The sequence below is a fragment of the Pseudoalteromonas sp. T1lg48 genome (assembly GCF_002964785.1).
Taxonomy (GTDB): Bacteria; Pseudomonadota; Gammaproteobacteria; order Enterobacterales; family Alteromonadaceae; genus Pseudoalteromonas.
Genome location: NZ_PQCC01000018.1, coordinates 144,167 through 162,338, shown reverse-complemented (window position 1 = coordinate 162,338; position 18,172 = coordinate 144,167). Strand labels below are relative to the sequence as shown.

21 protein-coding genes are annotated in these 18,172 nt (G+C 48.7%); 2 read left to right on the top strand and 19 right to left on the bottom strand.

Features of this window, described 5'->3' with window-relative positions:
- Positions 1 to 24: 24 nt before the first annotated feature.
- From C2M29_RS10030 to C2M29_RS09955, 16 genes are all read right to left on the bottom strand, one after another.
- The gene (locus C2M29_RS10030) at positions 25 to 744 is read right to left on the bottom strand and encodes a hypothetical protein (RefSeq protein WP_105189653.1); all 720 of its coding nucleotides are present in this window, start codon (positions 742 to 744) and stop codon (positions 25 to 27) included.
- A 25-nt stretch (positions 745 to 769) separates the two neighbouring features.
- Complete coding sequence (locus C2M29_RS10025) at positions 770 to 1,153, bottom strand: tetratricopeptide repeat protein (RefSeq protein WP_233998399.1); 384 nt, start codon at positions 1,151 to 1,153, stop codon at positions 770 to 772.
- Positions 1,154 to 1,249: 96 nt separating this feature from the next.
- Entirely contained in the window at positions 1,250 to 1,588 is a 339-nt protein-coding gene (locus tag C2M29_RS10020) for a DUF192 domain-containing protein (protein WP_105189651.1), read from the bottom strand.
- Positions 1,589 to 1,590: 2 nt separating this feature from the next.
- A complete protein-coding gene (locus tag C2M29_RS10015; protein WP_105189650.1) occupies positions 1,591 to 2,454 on the bottom strand; it encodes a type II secretion system F family protein in 864 nt (287 codons plus the stop codon).
- A gap of 9 nt (positions 2,455 to 2,463) precedes the next feature.
- A complete protein-coding gene (locus tag C2M29_RS10010; RefSeq protein ID WP_105189649.1) occupies positions 2,464 to 3,315 on the bottom strand; it encodes a type II secretion system F family protein in 852 nt (283 codons plus the stop codon).
- On the bottom strand, positions 3,308 to 5,044 hold the full coding sequence (locus C2M29_RS10005; protein ID WP_105189648.1) for an ATPase, T2SS/T4P/T4SS family: 1,737 nt from the start codon (positions 5,042 to 5,044) through the stop codon (positions 3,308 to 3,310). Before C2M29_RS10005 ends, C2M29_RS10010 begins: the two co-directional genes overlap by 8 nt.
- An 8-nt stretch (positions 5,045 to 5,052) precedes the next feature.
- A complete protein-coding gene (locus C2M29_RS10000) occupies positions 5,053 to 6,348 on the bottom strand; it encodes a type II and III secretion system protein family protein (RefSeq protein ID WP_105189647.1) in 1,296 nt (431 codons plus the stop codon).
- A gap of 25 nt (positions 6,349 to 6,373) precedes the next feature.
- Complete coding sequence (cpaB, locus tag C2M29_RS09995; protein WP_105189646.1) at positions 6,374 to 7,264, bottom strand: Flp pilus assembly protein CpaB; 891 nt, start codon at positions 7,262 to 7,264, stop codon at positions 6,374 to 6,376.
- A 21-nt stretch (positions 7,265 to 7,285) separates the two neighbouring features.
- Positions 7,286 to 7,522: a DUF4244 domain-containing protein gene (locus C2M29_RS09990; protein ID WP_105189645.1), complete on the bottom strand. Its 237-nt coding sequence runs from the start codon at positions 7,520 to 7,522 to the stop codon at positions 7,286 to 7,288.
- The gene (locus tag C2M29_RS09985; protein ID WP_158684708.1) at positions 7,509 to 8,183 is read right to left on the bottom strand and encodes a hypothetical protein; all 675 of its coding nucleotides are present in this window, start codon (positions 8,181 to 8,183) and stop codon (positions 7,509 to 7,511) included. The genes C2M29_RS09990 and C2M29_RS09985 overlap by 14 nt, the downstream gene beginning before the upstream one ends.
- Positions 8,173 to 9,075 (bottom strand): hypothetical protein, encoded by a 903-nt coding sequence (locus C2M29_RS09980; RefSeq protein ID WP_105189643.1) that lies wholly within the window; start codon positions 9,073 to 9,075, stop codon positions 8,173 to 8,175. The genes C2M29_RS09985 and C2M29_RS09980 overlap by 11 nt, the downstream gene beginning before the upstream one ends.
- Positions 9,076 to 9,077: 2 nt before the next feature.
- Positions 9,078 to 10,457, bottom strand: coding sequence for a Tad domain-containing protein (locus tag C2M29_RS09975; protein WP_105189642.1), 1,380 nt, complete (start codon positions 10,455 to 10,457; stop codon positions 9,078 to 9,080).
- Positions 10,458 to 10,534: 77 nt separating this feature from the next.
- A complete protein-coding gene (locus C2M29_RS09970) occupies positions 10,535 to 10,843 on the bottom strand; it encodes a Flp family type IVb pilin (protein ID WP_442792549.1) in 309 nt (102 codons plus the stop codon).
- Between the two features lie 32 nt (positions 10,844 to 10,875).
- Positions 10,876 to 11,151, bottom strand: a complete 276-nt coding sequence (locus C2M29_RS09965; RefSeq protein WP_105189641.1) for a Flp family type IVb pilin — start codon at positions 11,149 to 11,151, stop codon at positions 10,876 to 10,878.
- Between the two features lie 108 nt (positions 11,152 to 11,259).
- Positions 11,260 to 11,775 (bottom strand): response regulator transcription factor, encoded by a 516-nt coding sequence (locus C2M29_RS16640; protein WP_105189640.1) that lies wholly within the window; start codon positions 11,773 to 11,775, stop codon positions 11,260 to 11,262.
- 40 nt (positions 11,776 to 11,815) lie between these two features.
- Complete coding sequence (locus tag C2M29_RS09955) at positions 11,816 to 12,607, bottom strand: hypothetical protein (RefSeq protein WP_158684707.1); 792 nt, start codon at positions 12,605 to 12,607, stop codon at positions 11,816 to 11,818.
- A gap of 99 nt (positions 12,608 to 12,706) precedes the next feature.
- Between C2M29_RS09955 and C2M29_RS09950 the strand changes: the two genes are divergently transcribed.
- Complete coding sequence (locus C2M29_RS09950) at positions 12,707 to 13,552, top strand: OmpA family protein (RefSeq protein ID WP_105189638.1); 846 nt, start codon at positions 12,707 to 12,709, stop codon at positions 13,550 to 13,552.
- Between the two features lie 49 nt (positions 13,553 to 13,601).
- Here C2M29_RS09950 and C2M29_RS09945 read toward each other — a convergent pair whose 3' ends face one another.
- Genes C2M29_RS09945 through C2M29_RS09935 form a run of 3 tightly spaced genes read right to left on the bottom strand, consistent with a single transcriptional unit; the run spans position 13,602 to position 16,394 of the window.
- Positions 13,602 to 14,801: an ABC transporter permease gene (locus C2M29_RS09945; protein WP_105189637.1), complete on the bottom strand. Its 1,200-nt coding sequence runs from the start codon at positions 14,799 to 14,801 to the stop codon at positions 13,602 to 13,604.
- Positions 14,794 to 15,585 (bottom strand): ABC transporter ATP-binding protein, encoded by a 792-nt coding sequence (locus C2M29_RS09940; protein WP_105189636.1) that lies wholly within the window; start codon positions 15,583 to 15,585, stop codon positions 14,794 to 14,796. Before C2M29_RS09940 ends, C2M29_RS09945 begins: the two co-directional genes overlap by 8 nt.
- Positions 15,582 to 16,394 carry a DUF3025 domain-containing protein gene (locus tag C2M29_RS09935; RefSeq protein ID WP_105189635.1) on the bottom strand — a complete coding sequence of 271 codons (813 nt, stop codon included), beginning with the start codon at positions 16,392 to 16,394 and terminating at the stop codon, positions 15,582 to 15,584. Before C2M29_RS09935 ends, C2M29_RS09940 begins: the two co-directional genes overlap by 4 nt.
- A gap of 107 nt (positions 16,395 to 16,501) precedes the next feature.
- Between C2M29_RS09935 and C2M29_RS09930 the strand changes: the two genes are divergently transcribed.
- Positions 16,502 to 18,130: a M28 family metallopeptidase gene (locus tag C2M29_RS09930; RefSeq protein ID WP_105189634.1), complete on the top strand. Its 1,629-nt coding sequence runs from the start codon at positions 16,502 to 16,504 to the stop codon at positions 18,128 to 18,130.
- Positions 18,131 to 18,172: the final 42 nt, after the last annotated feature.

Genomic DNA, 18,172 nt, shown 5'->3' with positions numbered 1-18,172 from the left:
TTACCCTTTTAAAATTGAATTCCATTACATTCGAAACGGCGATTGCATTCGAATTAACGCATAGGATTTAAGAGTTATGTAATAATCTGTTTGGCCGTTTTGTGCATTCCCGGCGGCGGCTCCCAAGGCATTGCACTTTAATTGCTCCTGCCCAGGAATATAATTGACGTAATTATCCGACAGGGGATTTGGGTCGACGTTTTTCAATGTCAGTATTTCGCCAATAACCCAGTTGGCAATGGGCACTTCCAAGCGCTTACACCAGTTAACCTCTATCTGTAATAAATTCGCATCCTGAATATTAATTTTCACATCATCGTATACCCTAACCGCAGCGCTGCTGCGATACATCAGGTTGTCGTTAGGTATCTCATAGAGTGTGCCAACCCCCTTGTATTTACGCTGTTGCTTGAATTTATTAAAAACAGCGGGCGTGGGGTTTAAAATAATAATGTCCGAGCCAATTGCCACGTACGCCCTCGCTTTTGCATAGGCCGTCGCGACATCGGCAACGTCCGGGGCATCGGTGTCGGCTTCCATAAACAGAGGCATCATGCCCTGGGCGAGCGCATCTTTCATTGCCTCAGGGCTACCATGGTTTAGGGCACCCGCTCGAACGGCTTCAAACACCGCGCCATTTAAGGTCACTTTTTCTTTGTAGATGAAGAGCCACTGCACCAACAACATGATGAGCACCAAGATAAACGGCGCTAAGAAAGGCAGAGATATCGAAAACTCCGCCATGGCCTGCCCCTTGACGGCCCCGATACTAGGTATCCGCGTGCGCCTTTGCATTGTTAGCCTTCCCTGTCTGCAATTTCATTAGTTGTATAAAAAGCTCATCCATTTGCGCTTTTATCTGGGTATCGCTGCTTACATGTTCTTGCGCTTGTATAATCACATTGGTGGATTGACGCATGCGCGTAACGGCCAAATTGAACCAGGCCTTTTCATGCTCATTATCAATTTGAATACAGCGCTGATAAGCATTTACGGCGGCATTTAGGCGGTTTGTTCGGGCATAGATATTACCGAGGCGAAACCAGGCCGGTGCATACCCTTCTTTGGCAGAAAGTAGTTGTCTGTACATGCCCTCGGCCATATCCAAATGACCGGCCACGTACGCCGCCTCGGCTTGATTCTCCAACTGCACTAGGTTTAGCTTCTCGGTGTCACCCTTGTTCTGAGAACTTGCACAACCAGTCAGAAGCAAACAGGCACATAGTAAAACCAAATAGATCCTCATTATTTACCCCGATATCTCAATTGTATTTCCTTCCTTAAAGCACCAGAATTCTGCCTGCCCTGCCAATAACTCAATAAGGTTATAAGCCTCGGAACAGGCACTGAATTTCCAGGGTTTTAAATCTCTTTTTATTGCTACGATGCTATTTTCTTTATCTAAATAGACGACATCTATGCTGTAGCTCATCCACATGGTGTGCACCGAACGACAGGGGGTAATGAGCATCCCCTGACTTGGGCTGATAACGCGCCCAAGTAAACCCCTAAAGCGCAACCACCAGCTATCGGCCATCAGCAACTCTAATTCACCTTTTCCTTCTATGGATATAAACACTGACTTCATCGCTATAACTCGTAGATAAACTTCATCACGATCGGGAAGAACAAGATGATGAAGGTCACGGGAAATATAAAAGCCACTAACGGAAAGATAAGCTTGATGGGCGCTTCCAACGCTTTTTTCTCCGCACGCTGAAAACGCTCTACTCGTCTTTGGTCGGCCTGGATCCTCAATGCGCCGCCTAGGCTGGCACCGGTGCGCTCTGCTTGCGCTAAGGCACTGACCAGGTTGTTGATATCCGATGTTTGCACCCGCTCTGCCATGGCCCTGAAGGCATCGATTTTTGTTACCCCGGCGCGCAGGTCGCGGATCACCTTTTCAAACTCGACCTTAAGCGGCCCCTCAGGGCCTTTATCAACCGCCTGCGCCAATCCCCCGGTCAGGTTCAAACCGGCTTCCACCGCCATAGTGATAAAATCCAGATACACGGGAAGTGCTTTGGAGATCTGCATATGCCGTTTCTTTTTTAGGTCATTGAGGGTAATAAGCGGCAGAAAAGAGCCAAAAACGGCTGCAAGCAACAGGTTTAACGGGTCAATGGGTCCAAGCAGCGCCATCCCCGCATAGGCAAGTAAGGTAAAGAACAGCGCTGAAACCACTCGTACACCCACGTATTCTTCCGGCGTTAAAATATAGGATACGCCGGACACCTGCAGTTTTTTGGCGACCTTTTCCAGATAATCTATCGGCAGGCGCTCACCAATATAATAGGCGGCGATACGCACCAAGGGCCATATGGTGCGAAGTGATGAGGGCAGCGGATCCATAAAGTCCCGATTTTCGTCGGGAATGGATTTCTTAATTGCATAAACGCTATAACAGCCCATCATAATAGCGAGGCCAAATAAGGCGATTATCCCTATAAACATGTACTGTCCTTATACATCTATTGTGACTATTTTCTTGATGAACTTGTAACCGATAAACAACATCACCGCGACCACAAAACACACCAGCCAGCCTATGGGCTCACTAAATAATCGCGCCATATGGGTGGGCTCCATTTGATAGAGCACAAAGCCCACAAACAAAGGCAAGCCGGTCATCACCACCCCTTGCATTTTCCCCTGCGCCGTCAAGGAGTCGATTTTCCCTTCCATTTCCAGTTTCTTGCGCAAGGTATCCGCTAAACGCTCCAGGGTTTCCGATAAGTTACCGCCTATCTCTTTAGAAATTTGCATGCCCGCCACCACCAACTTAAAGTCCTGCTCGGGCATACGCGCCAGCATGTTGTTCAAGCCATCGTTAAAGTCGACGCCCAGGCGCTGCTCACGTAAAAACAACGAAAATTCCTGGCTGATCGGGGCATCTTGTTCCTTCACCATGGCTTCAATTGAATTGATCAGGCTTGAACCGGAGCGCATTGATGCGCAGATCATATTCAGCGCATCCGGCAGTTGAGAGATAAACTTTTTACGTCGGCGACGTTGTAAAAACTTATACAAATACGGTGGCACAAACGACAGCAACACCACCATCAAGAAAGCGACAAAAATCGTGCCCGTGTACGCCCAGATAAATAAAAACAGCACCGCCATGCCCACCAAGTTCATGGCGAACAACTTCTGCGGTTCGATAAACAAGAACATATCCGACAGATTGTGCCGTGCCGAGTGAGTAAAGGTTTCTCGGTATTTAACCGCAAGGTCTCGAGAGATGTAGTTGCCGCCATAAACCAAGAGCGCCACCGACACCCCGACCAGGGTCATCAAGATCACTGAACTAGTCATTGCCGCTAACCTTGAATATGCCCAGATCCACATCCATTCCCTGCTCCCGCAGCTTTTCGTAAAACTCAGGGATCATGCCGGTGGCGACATACTCGCCCAGCACCTTGCCCGATTCACTGTACCCCGTTTGTTTAAACTTAAAGATTTCAGACAACTGAATGGTATTGGACTCAACGCCGGTAATTTCGCAAATGGAAGTGACCCGGCGCGAACCATCACTAAAGCGAGACTGCTGCACTATCATGTTCACCGCAGAGCCAATTTGTTCGCGAATGGCCTGAATGGGTAAGTCCATCCCCGCCATCATCACCATGACTTCCAAACGAGAAATACAATCGCGCGGCGTATTGGCATGCGCTGTTGTTAACGAGCCATCGTGGCCCGTGTTCATGGCTTGGAGCATATCCAGGGCTTCACCATCACGACACTCACCCACGACGATGCGGTCCGGGCGCATACGCAGACAGTTTTTAACCAGATCGCGTATTTCGATGGCGCCTTTACCCTCCTGGTTTGGGGGCCTGGCTTCAAGGGATACCAGGTTAGGTTGATAGAGCTTAAGCTCGGCCGCATCCTCGACCGTGATGATACGCTCATCATCGGGTATAAAATTGGACAAAACGTTAAGCAAAGTCGTCTTACCCGAGCCGGTACCGCCGGAGATCACCACATTGCGCTTATTCACCACGGCCATTTCTAAAAAGCGCACCATATCCGGCGACAGTGAACCAAAGCGCACCAGATCTTCCGCCTCAAGCTTATTAGACATAAACTTACGAATGGTGATGCAGGGTCCTTTTAGGGCCAACGGAGGAATAATGGCATTCACCCGGGAGCCGTCCTTGAGACGCGCATCGACCATGGGCTGGCCTTCGTCGATACGCCGTCCAAGGGGCGTAACAATACGCTCAATGGCGCCGAGCACCGCCTGATCGTCGGTAAAGGCGATGTCTGATAGGTAGAGTTTACCTGCCTTTTCAAAAAAGATTTCATCGTGGGAGTTAACCATGATCTCCGACACATCCAGATCGGCCACCAGACGCTCTAAAGGCCCAAGACCAATGGTCTCATCAAGCACCTCTTTGCTGAGTGATTCTTTGGAAATGGTCGCTGGCAAGTCAAACTTATCGATGATGGCGTCAATTAACCCCTTACTTTGAGTGCGCAGCTCGTCATCGGACATTTCCGACACATTCACGCGGCGCAAGTCGATTTGCTTGATCAACTCCTTATGAACCTGCTTACGCCAGGTGTTGCGCAGCTTTATTTCTTCGCGCTTTTGCTCGGTATCATTGGCGGCCAGCGCCTTTTTGGGCGCCTGGGTAGTGGCACCATCAGATACGCTTGGCACCTCAAAGGCAGGTGCCTGGGCGGGCACGCCCCCTCGGTTTGTCTCGGCACTTTGTCGCTGCTCTTGCTGCGTCTTCTTCATGCTTTCCGAGGCGACCACGCTCAGGTGATAACCCCCAATTTCAATCACATCATCGCCATTAAGTGGCCCCGCAGATTCAACGCTTTTGCCATTGACCAGGGTGCCGGTTCGACTCGCTCTGTCTTCTAAATAAATGCCATCGTCGCGCAAATACAATTTTGCATGTTCGCGGGACACCTTAAAGCCATGCAACACCACGGGGTGGCGCTTGTCTTTACCGATAACACAGGTGGTCTCATTGCACTTTATGGTGCCGACTTTAGTGCCTTTGGCCGTGTTTACTTTCACTTCAAACATAACGGCTCCTAGTCAAGAATATAAAAAGCTTCGAGATTATCAGCCTCGGAAATCATTTCCTGAGCACGCTTAAGGCGGTTTTGGTGGTCCTGACTTTCGATAGGCACGATTTTGGGCGTCACCAGAATAACCAACTCGGTTTTGTTGTCGGTAAAGTCACGAGATTTAAACAGCTCGCCAAGAATTGGGATAGAACCAAGGAAGGGCACCTTGTTCACGGCCTTCGCCATTTCACTGGATACCAGACCGGAAATCACTATGGTATCGCCGCTGCTGACATTGACCACAGATTCCGTTTCTCGGGTTTTAAACCCAGGGACACCATCGACCTGCACCGATTGGTCTACTGAGCTCACCTCGGCGCTGACAAATGACACAATATTGCCTTTTTCATCGGCGACCGGTTCAATTTCTAACTTAATACCATATTCTTTGAATTCGACATTCGCTGCGCCATTGGCCGCAAGCAAGGGAATGGGCACCTCACCACCGGCCAAGAAGCGTGCCTTTTCACCACTTCGGGTGCTCAAAGTAGGCTGGGCCAACATGCGCGCATCGCCCTGCTCAGAGAGCAGCTGGATTTGCGAGGTTAAGCCGGAAACAATGCCAAAATGGGCAAAGCTGGTTGAACCGACCAAAGTGTCACCCAGTTGGTCAACGATGGAGTTACTGACCACGGAGGGCGATGAAACAGAAAACAGATCGTTGCTGGTCCAGTTGCTAATAGCGCCAAAGGCCGGCCCTGCAGCACTGCTGTCCCAACGCACGCCGAGATTTTTTAAGTTACGTTTTCTCAATTCCACAATGTCCACATCCATGCGGATCATCTGTTGCATCGACAACACCTTGGTAGAGACCAATGAAGTCACATTAGGAATGCTCGACGCTATGGTATTGATTTTACCGAGTTGTTGCTCGTCTACCTCGCCATTAAGCACTATCAGAGAGCCAACCTGGCGCACTTCGATCCCCTCAATGCCTTTAAGCAAGGCACGCACCTTGGTCTCAAGCTCGTCGCCATTGAACTCAGACACCCTGATTTGAATCTTGATAATGTTACCTTCGCCATCCCAGGCCTGGAGCTCGGTGTTACCCTGCCCCTCGGCAATCACTAACACGTGCTCGTCATCAATCACTTTGGCGCTAATCACGCCTGGGCTAGCAATGGCCAGACGGTTTACTTTTTCAATTGGCAGCAAGTCCATGGTGCCAACTTGCATGTCAATGGTTTGCACGGTAGCGAAAACTACACCTTGATATAAGCACAATATCAAGACCGCAAGTGTCTTCAGTGACGCCTTCATAAATATTCCCTTATCTGTACTTCAATTATAAGTTCTTGTTCTTAGATGCATAATCTTTGTTCAAAGGCGGATCTACCGGCTCTTTGACAAAGGTTTGTACGCCACTTGCAAGCCCGCCTTGACCACCGAGAATCATTTCAATCTCACGTTCTGACTCACCGTGTTTAAACAGCGCGCCGGAGTCGATCGATTGGTGTTGGACTTGCAACGCATCACGGCGGTTTCTCAATAACGCCACAAACTCACCATGCTCTTTGGCCAGCGTTACGCGCGCCGCATCGAAGGCACTTAAATCCAAAGTTACCGTACTGTAATTGGATGGATCGGAGTAGATCTCATCAACCAACTCACGGTGTTTATCTACCGTAACCTTGCCGGTCGCGAGCACGGTCACGCGCTCAATTAACAGATCCAAGCGGCTCTGTTCATTACTTTTTTCACGCATTAAAAACAGGTCTACCTTGTCGCCTGCGACGAGCATACCGGCATTTGAGTTACGCTCATCGATGCTAATGGTCACCGCGCGGCGGCCATCGGCAATGATGTCGGAAAACTGCTCCACCCCTTTCCCTGGTAAAAACGAACGTAGGATGGGCTGGCCCTTTGCCACATGATCGAGCAACATTTGCCCATCGGCTTCGGCAAATGCGCTGGGGTGCATGGCGCCCGGCGCCAGATAATCTTGCGGCACTTCACGCACGGCGACGGCGGACTGATCGATGATATCGCCCTTATTCAGTTCCCTGGTTGCCACTATCACCGGCACTTTTACTATGTTGTTACGGCTATAGCGCTCCTGCATTTCCGTCTCTTTTGCTTTCATATAGTTGCCCACGGACCAGGCGGCCACGCCGCCAAGGAGAATGGAAATGAGCAGGATCACCCAGTTTTTATCTAGAAACTTAAGCTTCTTCATCGATTACTTCCTTGTTATTTTCTACCGACTTGTTTTTGGCAATGGTGGCAAAGATTTCGCATAGCTGTAGGCGTTGTATGCGCGCTTTAGCCTGTCATTGAGAATAGTCATCACGTTTTTGCCCTGATAATCTTTTAGCCAGGTGTTCTCTATCAGCTCCGAACGCGGAACCGGGGTCAATAACGCGCCGGCAAGCGCCGCCGTGACTATGGCATATTCGACCGTTGACTGGCCTTTGACCCGTTTAAAGTTGTACATCGACTCGTACCGCGGTAATGATTGAATATTGGCGTTCTCTATCAAAGGTGATATTGATATTCTCCGGCCCTTTACGGGCCATAAACACGCCACTTTGTTGATCTTGGGTGTAGGCCGATGTGTCTATATCCCAACCGTATTTTTTGAAATAGCTGTCATAAAAATTCAGGTTTTCGGCAATAGACAGGCTATTGCGCATCAGCAAGGTATTGGACAGCTTGACCCCGTCCTTGGCTTTAACATCGGTCACCACATAGGTGCCCAAGGGCTTGGGAAAATTCTCCAGGGCTTTGTCCAACTTGATGAGATCAGAGTCCGGCTCTTCCATCGAACTGACATAGGTCAGATTGTCCTCGGCATTCAACTCGGGGATCTTGGCGCTGTAGTGAATATCGTCAATTACGGCATTGATAATACGCCAACCGCTCAGGGTTTGGTCGTCGAATTTATCGCTGCGCCCTTGCCATAACTGGGTGTAATAGGCGGCAATCTCAGTGCTCGATAACTGCCCCGAGAACGTCCAGGCTTTGACCTTTTTACCATTAACCAGCATGCCATCGGAGACGGTCGTGACAGTCGCCTGTTCGGGAAATTCTATTTTTGCAACGGCGCTGGCACTGCAAAATATTAGTGCCGATATAAGTAGCAATTTATTCATCATTGGCATCCGTGTTATTTCCTGTTCTGTGCGCTGGCAGTTTTTCAACGTCCGTGTGCCCGAGTTTCAAGCTACTTGGGCGAATAGGCCGAGCAATGGGAATATTCGACAAGAGTCTTCGTAAGTTATTCAACAGAGATATGTTCAACAGGTTTGCAGGCACCAGGGATTTCACCCGCCTTGTGTTGTGCCTTTGACTGCCGGCATTCCAGCCATCGGCAACTATGTAGTTTTTGGACTCCATTTCTAATTCAAACTGGCCCAGGCGTTTATTCTCTTGCGCGTTGCTGGCCAGCAGATCGCCGTTGACGTTTTCCAACAGCTTATGACTGTTTACCTTAATTTTGCTGCTGCCCGAATACATACCCCGGGTCTCTAACGACAGTCCGCCTATCTTCAATACCGACATAGCCGAATTGAGTAACGAGGTGACTCTGCCTGGCACGCGCTCATTATTAAGCGTATGCACCATGTATTGCTTGTTGTTTTGGTCTTTGCCGTCGTTGTAGTCGGCTAACAGAAACTGGCTGTCATTCTGGCCGGCTTGATTAAAGCGGTAGTGCTGCGCCGCCTTGTCTTCGTGCCATTTCTTTGTTTGCGCACTGGCGTCGGAAAAGATCAAGGATTCATGCCCATTGAGAATGCGATGAGGTACCTGAGCAACCACGTCGGGTGTGCTCTTAATGGCCAGATGACCGCTGCTGCGCGACCAATTACCCGGGGCGCGTTCAAACCATACGGTACGCTCCCAGGCAACATAACGGGCGGCCATATCATTGTAATGACGGGCCTCGATTAACTTGGAGAAATACGGAACCAGTAACATTAGGGGGGCGACTATGAAGGCGACAAAGATACCCATTTCTACTAAGGATTGACCGGTTTGCTTGTTCATGACTATTTCTCCTGCGCCGCAAAGGCGAGCGCGGCCACCATGCCCCGCTCGCCATTGGTGGTGTCGTCCAGGGTGACCTGCCAGTATGGGTTGTAGAGGTTGCCATACTCCCATTTAGAGTCGGAGCGTCCCCACAGAGCACGGTCACGGAAGTAGTATATTTTCGCCTTACTGAGCACTAACAGCTCACCGTCCGGGGTGGCGGTGTGCTCTTCTAAGTTGACGTTGGTCTGCGCCGGACCGCCGGTGCCGATATTAAGCTGCTCCGAGGTGCGAATATTTTTACGCTTTTGCGACACGGCAATGGTGAATTTCGGCGCCACGTTTCTGTTTTGACTCTGTTTGATGTCATAAAAAGGCTGTAAACCGGAGTAAGCATTATTCATCTCACTCTCATTGGTATAGGCGTAACGCGATGCCTTTCGGTTAATCGCCCGAGAGCGGCCATAATAATGGCGCGCGGTATAATTCGTCGTGTCCTGGTCATCGCCCGCATGCCCAGCGCCCCAGCCTACTGGTATTTCACCGCCACGCCACTTACAGCGAAATCGTTTACAACTGAATCTATAAAAGTGAAAGCTGAAGGTATCCATACCACTCCAGGTTTCCGCATCACGCTCACCATTGTTAAATAGCTCGGTCCCTCCCGCCTGCTTTGATTTATATTTCACCGGGAATAAATGAGCGGAAAAAGGAAAAGACCAATTAAACGAACGTTTTTTACTGAAGGGATCGCGAGAGTCGACAATCAAATTAAAATGGTCATCGTAACGGCCGGTGTTATCGCGTCTGTCAAAACGCCCCTGGAAATTCACCCAGTCCCTTGCCACGTAATTGGCGACACCGAGCGCTGAGATAGTATCAATATCGGCGTTTTGATTGTTTTCTTTTAGCACCTTATTGGTGGTATCGACCGCCGCAACCATGGTCGCCGAGCTCATCAGCTGTTGCGATCTTGAAAGCAGGCGATTGACGCCATCGGTAAACATCACCGCATATTCAAGCACCGGCTGCATATATTGATTTATTTGGGTCACGGCGGATTCAATCGCCGAAGCGATGGCCGCCGCCGGCGGGATAAAATACATGATACGGGAAATGTTGCGCGTTGTTTCTTCGGTCATATTGCCCCAGGACGCTAGACCGACGTACTGGGCTACCGACACATGATTGGCCACCATGGCGCGGTTGGTGTAGGCCTTGTAGTTCAAATCACGGGCCAATAGCTGAGCCCCGCTTAAGGCCGCGGCATCGGAGAAGTTTTGCAGTCGGGTTTTATGCAAGTTCTGCTGTGAGACATTAAATAAATACAGCAAAGATAAGACGATTATCGATAAAAATATAAGACCCAACACCAGGGACTGACCCTTTTCCTTGTGCATTATCTAATTCCTTTAAAGAAAGAAATAGGGAGCCAGGCCCCCTATTCTTTTAATTGCCTAGCGCTAATAAAACGAGGTTAATCTACGGTGCCTGAACCACCCGAGCTACCACCCGAGCCACCCTCTTGTGCGGCTCCTTCGTTGTAGTTACCCAGGTTATATTCTTTATCGGCATTGGTAGTTGCCTTATCAGCAGAGCTCTGTGCCGCATCAATTTGCGCCGACGAGTTCTGACCACCCACTTCCGTAGCCAGGCCAGACACCTGATTACGTATGGTTTGCCCGAAGAGACTGTAAACACCAATCGCAGAAACGGCGATCAAAGCAACGATGATAATGTACTCAACCATGCCCTGACCCAGCTGTTTTCGGAGTTGTAGCATCATGACAGCGTCCTTCTGTTTAGCGTTAGCAGCAATTAGTTACCTGAGCCGCCACTCTCTTGAGCCGCACCTTCATTGTAATTGCCCAGGTTGTACTCTTGATCGGCGTTATCCTGCGCATCTTTCGCAGAGTCCTGCGCCGCTTGAATTTGTGCAGATGAGTTTTGACCACCCACTTCGGTCGCCAAGCCCGACACCTGGTTACGAATAGTTTGACCAAACAAACTGTATACACCGATAGCAGATACAGCGATAAGAGCAACAATAATAATGTACTCGACCATACCCTGGCCTAATTGACGTTGTTTCATTTTCTCTCCATGCATAATTAATAAAACATGAACATTCTAGATTAATAAAAACAAACGACCAATCATCCGATTGGAGTATTAACTCAAAATTAATATTTTAATTAATAGCTATAAATTAAAATCAGATAGATAACCCACAAGTTGAGTGCGGTTTTTAACCCCTAATTTTCGCAATAAGTTTTGCACATGAGTTTTGGCGGTTGTCTCGGCTATCCTCTTCTCTAGCGCAATTTCTTTATTCGATAAACCTTGAATTATCAACTGTGCTATCTCGCGCTCACGGCGGGTTAACTGCGACTGCAACTGGCATTTTTCTGCCTGGCTTTTTAGTACCCGGTCGATAAAGGTCGACATAGCCGCACGGGAAAACCAGCGGATATTGTTGTTGAGCGCCTTAATGGCCTCCTCCAGCTCTTGAGCACCTATATCCTTATAAATCACTCCCCTGGCGCCTTTACCCAGCGCCTCGAGCTCAAGTGTCAATGGACAATCACAGCCACGACTATGAACGACCACGACGCCCGCCACCGCCCCTTCATCAAGGCGGGAGGTCATTTCATCAAGGTCGACGAAGTTGATATTTTCTCGGCGCAGTGTTTGCCGCCAGTCTGTATCGCTATGCAATCTAAAGTCCCTCTTAATATCGCTATTTACGATTGCCCGTTTATTCTTGCTCTAAATGTTCGGCTAGGTCATCAAGTGCTTCGAGATAGCGTTTCGTTGCGTCTTGAAGCAGGTAGCCCTTGCTAATACTTAACCCCTGCTCGTCTATAGGCCCTCGAATTATCTTTTTCAATTCAATAACAAAGCCCGCATCAATGTCTTCGACACGATAAGGAAAGGCATCATGCTGGTAATTTATATGCCTAAATAACTCGCTCACCTGATAGGTCAGCTGGGTACCGGAAAGGCCAAAACGTATGTCTTCACGTACCCGCTGCAACAACCAATTAAACTCGTCACTGCTTAAAGGTTTTATCCCATTAACAGCAGGCACAGTGCTGATGCGAAAGCGAATATCGCTAGGGTCTTCGGGTGTATGGCCAATCAGCTGATGTTCTCCGCTAGGGGCATAAATAAGGTATTCGCTGGGGTCAGATTGAGGATCGAACGCCATTTCATAGATATCGCGCTCACTTAGGTTAGGCATCTGTGAGGCCATCATTTTCAACTGCGGTGCATAATGCTCTGTCATAACCTGGTAGTTGGTTACAAAAACATGCTTCAGGTTGTGATCTATAACATAACGACCCGCCCACTTCTCGGTCATGTAAGAGCAGTTTTCACCCTCAAGCAGATAGTCTGTGCGCAACACTTTATCACTGACTTTGAGTACTGCCTTACCTAGCTTTTCATTTTCATCCAGTGAATATATATCGTAATTAAGTATTAAATCAGCGCTAGCATCACAAGATAAAAACAACATTGATGTTAGGGATATGACTAGTTTATTCATACGTGTTAGCATTAGAATTAATATTATTAAAAATTATTCTATGGAAAAACAAAAATAAAATCCAGGTTACTTTATTTTTGTATTCATTAAGGGACATAAATGAAAATTAATGAAATAATAACAACAATATCTATTTTACTTTTTAGTCACACCACCCTGGCCGAAACCGACTCAAAATGTGATGAAAACATTAAGGAAATATTAGATATTGATGCACCGAGTTCGGCATACGACTATGTGCAACAATACACACCCATCGATATTAATTATGCGTTAGAAGAAAATAAGCGCCTGGTCGGTTATGCCAAGGTAGCGGGCGTAGAATTCGGCAGCGATATAATGAAAACCCGTAAGCTAACGTCCGACGTTGCCCAAAAATTAGCATCTATGGGATATGAGCGCCTGTTTAGCTGCCGCGATACGGCCTGTGGCAATGCCAATAGCCTGCAGCGTAAATTGGGGATCAAAAACACGGTAGTCGACAAGGGTGATCAATATCACGAACTTTGGGTAAAGGATAAGGAATACTACTCTCTTTATCTTGGCAAAATGACCTTCTTTGCCGACAACTACTTTATAGCCCTGCAGCACTTTGATTTAGTAGATACGCCTAAAGCAACCTCCGTGCGCTTTGCCTTCGACAGTGCAACGCTCACTGAGCACACGACGACCGCTCTTGATCGATTTGTTAAGGTCATTAACGAACACCCTAAGCTCAGGTTTAATATCACCGGCGGCACAGATAACAGCGGCTCGGCGCCATATAACCACGAACTGGGGTTAGCACGGGCACGGTCGGTCTATACGTATTTGTTGGCACAAGGCGTTATGCCGCATGTATTAAGCTTTGAATCGGTGGGAGAGCGAAGCCCTAGGTTTGCTAACGAGTCTGAGGCGGGTAAAGAGAAAAATCGCCGCGTCGACATTTCCCCCCTTAATATCTAGTTGAGCGAGTGGCTACGGTGGCAAACCCACCGTAGCATAACGCCATTTTTTATCTGAACAGCACTTTTTCTTGATTAAACCAGCGCACACAAAAGGCTAACAGTCCTACCGCCAGCAGGATACTCGAGCCGACGATCACCGCCAGTATGCCAATCTCGCTTGTCCCCTTTAGCAACTCCTTGATTGCTAAGGCCACATTGGTCACCGGAATAAACGCCGTTTTATAGGTCAGTTCCATATTTGGCATCACAGAAATCATCACCGGAATAAAGACCAGCATAGACAGCGGACCCATATAGTTTTGCGCTTCCTTGAAGGTGCGTGCATAGATAGAAATAGACAACACGATACTTGAGAACATCGCCGCCAAGGGGATCAACAAGGACAACATGGCGAGCAGCTCAACAAAGGTGATGTGCGATAGCGCGACGGTGAACTCACTGACATTAACAAAGGTGCGGGCCACAAACAGCCAGAGCCCCATGCTGAGTATACTCAAACTGGCCGTTGCCAGGGAGGCGGACAGCACGGTTAAGAACTTACCCAAAACTATGTTGGTTCTGGATATTGGGGTAAGTAGCAGGGTTTCCAGCGTGCCACGCTCCTTTTCACCTGCGCCTAGGTCGATGGCCGGATAGACGGCCCCGGTCAGTACAATGGGGATCAACAAATAAGGCAGCAGCACGCCAATTTTTTCACCCCAGCTTTCACGTGCATCTGCGGTATCCACCTTCTCCAGCTTGATGGGGGATATCAAAAACTCCATCTCGCTCTCTTTGGTGACACCCAGCGCATTAAATGAGAGGGTTTGCACCTTGCTTTGGTATTGCTCTTTTAATTCTTCGATGTATATAAACAGGTAATTGATGCGCGCAGAGTCATTATAAATAACCTGCCAGGTGGTTTGCTCCCGGCTTTCGGGTTGCGCCTTGGCTTCAATCACAATCCCCACATCCAGCTCTTCATTCTGGATTGCCTGGATAATGTCATTCTTATTTGCGTAGTTGGCGGTGACAAGTTCAAAGTTCTTATGGTATTTGACACTCTCGGTAAACTCAGGCGCCGCCTCCGCACCTATGATATACACCTTATGGACTTCTTGTTCCGCCTCCAGGTTAGCCATTGCCATCATGTAGCCGACCACGGCAAAAATAACCGGGAAGATCAAAAGCGGCAAAGCGACAATAAACATCAGGGTTTTTCTGTCACGTAGCAGCTCTTTTATTTCCTTTAAAAATACTTCAAACATGACGATGCCCCTCAAGAATGTTCATAAACGCCTGGTTTAGCTCCTCACTGTGCCCCTGTTCTTTAAAGGCCGCCAAGGTGCCATCAAAACAAGTGAGTCCCTGGTCAATCACGGTTACGCGGTCACACAACAATGCCACTTCATCAAGATGGTGGGTTGAAAACACCACAGGCGTGCCCTGCTCCTTTAGGCCTTTAATAAAGTTGATCACCGTTTGTGTGGTCATGATGTCCAATCCCGTGGTCGGCTCATCAAGAATGACCACCTTAGGTCTGTGCACTACGGCGCGGGCAATATTGGTTTTTTGCTTCATCCCGGTGGAGAGATTATCGGCGCGCTTATCCAAAAAGCTATGCATATCAAGCAGGGTAAAAAGCTCATCACAGCGCTGCTTGAGCTCGGCGCCCTTCATGCCATGTAATTTGGCAAAATATTCGACATTTTCTTTAGCGGTCAAACGACCATAGAGCCCGGTTGAGCCGGATAAAAAGCCGATGGCCTTACGCCCGGCCAAGGGTTTTTTGACTAAATCAACGCCGCCGACCTCGATACTGCCTTCATCCGGTTTAAGCGCCGTAGAGAGCATGCGCAAGGTGGTGGTTTTACCGGCGCCATTGGGCCCTAACAAGCCCAATACTTCGCCCTGTTCACAGTGAAAGTGCACATCGCGGACGGAGTGGAAGTAGTCTTTTTCTTCGCGCGGGTCTTGCTGCGCCTCGGTGATCCCCTTTTTATGATCCTTGGTGAGCTTGAACTTCTTCTTAAGCCCGTTCACGCTTATCATTTATTATTCTTCCTTCGTTTTGGCCTAAAGTAGTCGGTATTGGCATAAAAATCGGCGTTATTATTGTCTTCATACCAATGCGGCACCCCCAATAACGGCAGTGGCGACATGGCTGAGTTATCCGCCAACACCCTATCTTTGGCTATCATCTCATAGAGGCGCTCATCTAGGTAGCTGTATTGGCTGGCTAAATCTTTACAAAATATATCAGCGCTTACCGGCACAAACAGCGCCTTACCGGTTAGGCCAATAAAGGGCTGAGTCAGCATTTCATAGTTCGCATGGCCAAAGGTATAGGCGCGGATTTCGCTCTGCCACCCTTCGCGGCGCGATACAAACACCTCATGCCATTGATGTTCACGAAATGCCTCTGTCCAACTTGAGTCAGTCACCGCCAAGATCACCGCACATTCGTCAAACAGGGTCAGGGCATTGCGCATTTTACTGCGCTGATTTCCCTGTTGCACCGCCATTTCGTCGATATGCAAACGGTTTAATAACGCCTTGGTTTTGGGAAATAAATGCCACATATAGGCGCCAAAAAGGTCGTGCCAGTTATGCTGGCGCGTAGGTACCTTGCCGGTTTCAAATATAAACGACTCATAATAACGTCCGTCACGCTCAAACTCGGCGTTGTCAATAAACTGCAGCGGTTGGTTATTAGCATTGACGATAGTGTGGCGGTTAAGCTCGGCCAGCGTTGGCCAATCCTTGTATTGGTCCAGTGCAAAAAGCGCATTTAAATGAGCAAAGGCACCAGTCTGCAAACAGGCTGTTTGCCAGTGTTTAAAAGGGGTAAAACGTTTCATTACTGCGATTATTAGGCGTAAATTTTGCGTAGTTTAGCGCAAAAACTGGTTTAATTTTACCGCTATCCTTATACTGGCTCGGTCTTATAGCAATGAAACCAATAATTATGAAGCGCTATTTTCCTTTGACTCTAGTCAGCGCGGCGATTCTTGCCGGCTGCGCTAGCACACAGATCAGCAACCAGGACGTCATGGCTGGTTGGAACAGTATCAATGCCGAGCAACTGGCAACGCATGTAAAAACCTTGGCTTCTGATGAATTCGGCGGCCGTGCCCCTTCTTCAAAAGGCGAAGAGCTGACGCTGGCTTATTTAACCGAACAGTTTAAAGCCCTGGGTTACAAGCCGGGTAACGGTGACAGCTTTTTACAACAAGTGCCTTTGGTGTCTATCGAGGCCGATGCCAACATGACCCTAAGCATTGGTGGTAAAGACTACCAATACAAAAAAGACATGGTGATAGGTACCAGCCGTATCAGTGCCAAAGAAAGCATTCAAGATTCCGAGTTGGTATTTGTTGGTTATGGCGTTAATGCCCCTGAATACAACTGGAACGACTACGAAGGCCTGGATGTTAAGGGCAAAACCGTGGTGATGCTGGTAAACGATCCAGGCTTTGCCACTAAAAATCCAGAACTCTTCACCGGCGATGCCATGACCTATTACGGCCGCTGGACCTACAAATTTGAAGAGGCCAGCCGTCAGGGCGCCGCCGGCGCCATCATAGTGCATGAAACCGCACCTGCCTCCTACCCTTGGTCCGTGGTTGAAAATTCTTGGAGTGGTCCTCAGTTCGGCTTCCAAAAAGATAACAACAATATGGATCGCGTGGCCGTCGAAGGCTGGGTAACTTTGGATGTGGCTAAAGAGCTCTTCACCAAGGCCGGACTGAATTTTGATGAAGCCAAACAACGTGCCGCCGAGGGCGCCTACCATGTGGATATGGGCGATCTGACTGCCAGCGTTGAGGTAAACAGCGAAATCAAAAAATCGGTATCGTATAACTTTATCGCCACCCTACCGGGCAGCAAAAAGCCGGATGAGCACATTATCTACTCGGCACACTGGGATCACTTGGGTACGGATAAAAACCGCAAGGGCGACCAGATTTATAACGGTGCCCACGATAATGCCACCGGCACCGGCGGCATGATTGAAGTGGCCGAAGCCTTCACCAAGTTACCACGTCACCCAGACCGTTCCATCACCTTCTTGGCGGTGACCGCCGAAGAGCAAGGCCTGCTGGGTGCTAAATACTATGCCGCTAACCCGGTGATTGCCACCAATAAAACCGTGGCCAATATCAATATGGATAGCCTCAACCTGCTGGGCAAGGTTAAAGATGTGAGCGTAGTCGGCATGGGTAAGTCTGAGCTCGACGATATGCTAGGTGAAGCGGCGAAAATGCAGGAGCGCACCATCTCTGGCGATCCTAAGCCAAGTTCGGGTGGTTACTATCGCTCGGATCACTTCGCCTTTGCCAACATGGGTGTCCCGGCCATGTATGCAGGCGGCGGCAGTAAAGCTCGTGACGAAGAAACCGCACAATACCGTAAGCGCATGAGCTTGGTACTGCGCGGTTGTTATCACCAGCCTTGCGACCGTTACCGCGATGAATGGGATCTGTCCGGCGCGGTGCAAGACCTGCAATTGTTCTATAAGGTGGGCTTTGATATCTCGCAACAGGAACAATGGCCAAAATGGTATGCCAATTCAGAGTTCCAGCGCGCCAAATAGGTTAGCTGAAATACCAAAGACATAAAAAAGCCGGTTATTAAA

What these genes read in the sequence shown, in the direction of transcription:
- C2M29_RS10030 (WP_105189653.1), bottom strand. Translation starts at nt 744, where the DNA reads ATGGCGGAGTTTTCGATATCTCTGCCTTTCTTAGCGCCGTTTATCTTG.
- C2M29_RS10020 (WP_105189651.1), bottom strand. Translation starts at nt 1,588, where the DNA reads ATGAAGTCAGTGTTTATATCCATAGAAGGAAAAGGTGAATTAGAGTTG.
- C2M29_RS10015 (WP_105189650.1), bottom strand. Translation starts at nt 2,454, where the DNA reads ATGTTTATAGGGATAATCGCCTTATTTGGCCTCGCTATTATGATGGGC.
- C2M29_RS10010 (WP_105189649.1), bottom strand. Translation starts at nt 3,315, where the DNA reads ATGACTAGTTCAGTGATCTTGATGACCCTGGTCGGGGTGTCGGTGGCG.
- C2M29_RS10005 (WP_105189648.1), bottom strand. Translation starts at nt 5,044, where the DNA reads ATGTTTGAAGTGAAAGTAAACACGGCCAAAGGCACTAAAGTCGGCACC.
- C2M29_RS10000 (WP_105189647.1), bottom strand. Translation starts at nt 6,348, where the DNA reads ATGAAGGCGTCACTGAAGACACTTGCGGTCTTGATATTGTGCTTATAT.
- cpaB (WP_105189646.1), bottom strand. Translation starts at nt 7,264, where the DNA reads ATGAAGAAGCTTAAGTTTCTAGATAAAAACTGGGTGATCCTGCTCATT.
- C2M29_RS09990 (WP_105189645.1), bottom strand. Translation starts at nt 7,522, where the DNA reads ATGTACAACTTTAAACGGGTCAAAGGCCAGTCAACGGTCGAATATGCC.
- C2M29_RS09985 (WP_158684708.1), bottom strand. Translation starts at nt 8,183, where the DNA reads ATGATGAATAAATTGCTACTTATATCGGCACTAATATTTTGCAGTGCC.
- C2M29_RS09980 (WP_105189643.1), bottom strand. Translation starts at nt 9,075, where the DNA reads ATGAACAAGCAAACCGGTCAATCCTTAGTAGAAATGGGTATCTTTGTC.
- C2M29_RS09975 (WP_105189642.1), bottom strand. Translation starts at nt 10,457, where the DNA reads ATGCACAAGGAAAAGGGTCAGTCCCTGGTGTTGGGTCTTATATTTTTA.
- C2M29_RS09970 (WP_442792549.1), bottom strand. Translation starts at nt 10,843, where the DNA reads ATGATGCTACAACTCCGAAAACAGCTGGGTCAGGGCATGGTTGAGTAC.
- C2M29_RS09965 (WP_105189641.1), bottom strand. Translation starts at nt 11,151, where the DNA reads ATGAAACAACGTCAATTAGGCCAGGGTATGGTCGAGTACATTATTATT.
- C2M29_RS09955 (WP_158684707.1), bottom strand. Translation starts at nt 12,607, where the DNA reads ATGAATAAACTAGTCATATCCCTAACATCAATGTTGTTTTTATCTTGT.
- C2M29_RS09950 (WP_105189638.1), top strand. Translation starts at nt 12,707, where the DNA reads ATGAAAATTAATGAAATAATAACAACAATATCTATTTTACTTTTTAGT.
- C2M29_RS09945 (WP_105189637.1), bottom strand. Translation starts at nt 14,801, where the DNA reads ATGTTTGAAGTATTTTTAAAGGAAATAAAAGAGCTGCTACGTGACAGA.
- C2M29_RS09940 (WP_105189636.1), bottom strand. Translation starts at nt 15,585, where the DNA reads ATGATAAGCGTGAACGGGCTTAAGAAGAAGTTCAAGCTCACCAAGGAT.
- C2M29_RS09935 (WP_105189635.1), bottom strand. Translation starts at nt 16,394, where the DNA reads ATGAAACGTTTTACCCCTTTTAAACACTGGCAAACAGCCTGTTTGCAG.
- C2M29_RS09930 (WP_105189634.1), top strand. Translation starts at nt 16,502, where the DNA reads ATGAAGCGCTATTTTCCTTTGACTCTAGTCAGCGCGGCGATTCTTGCC.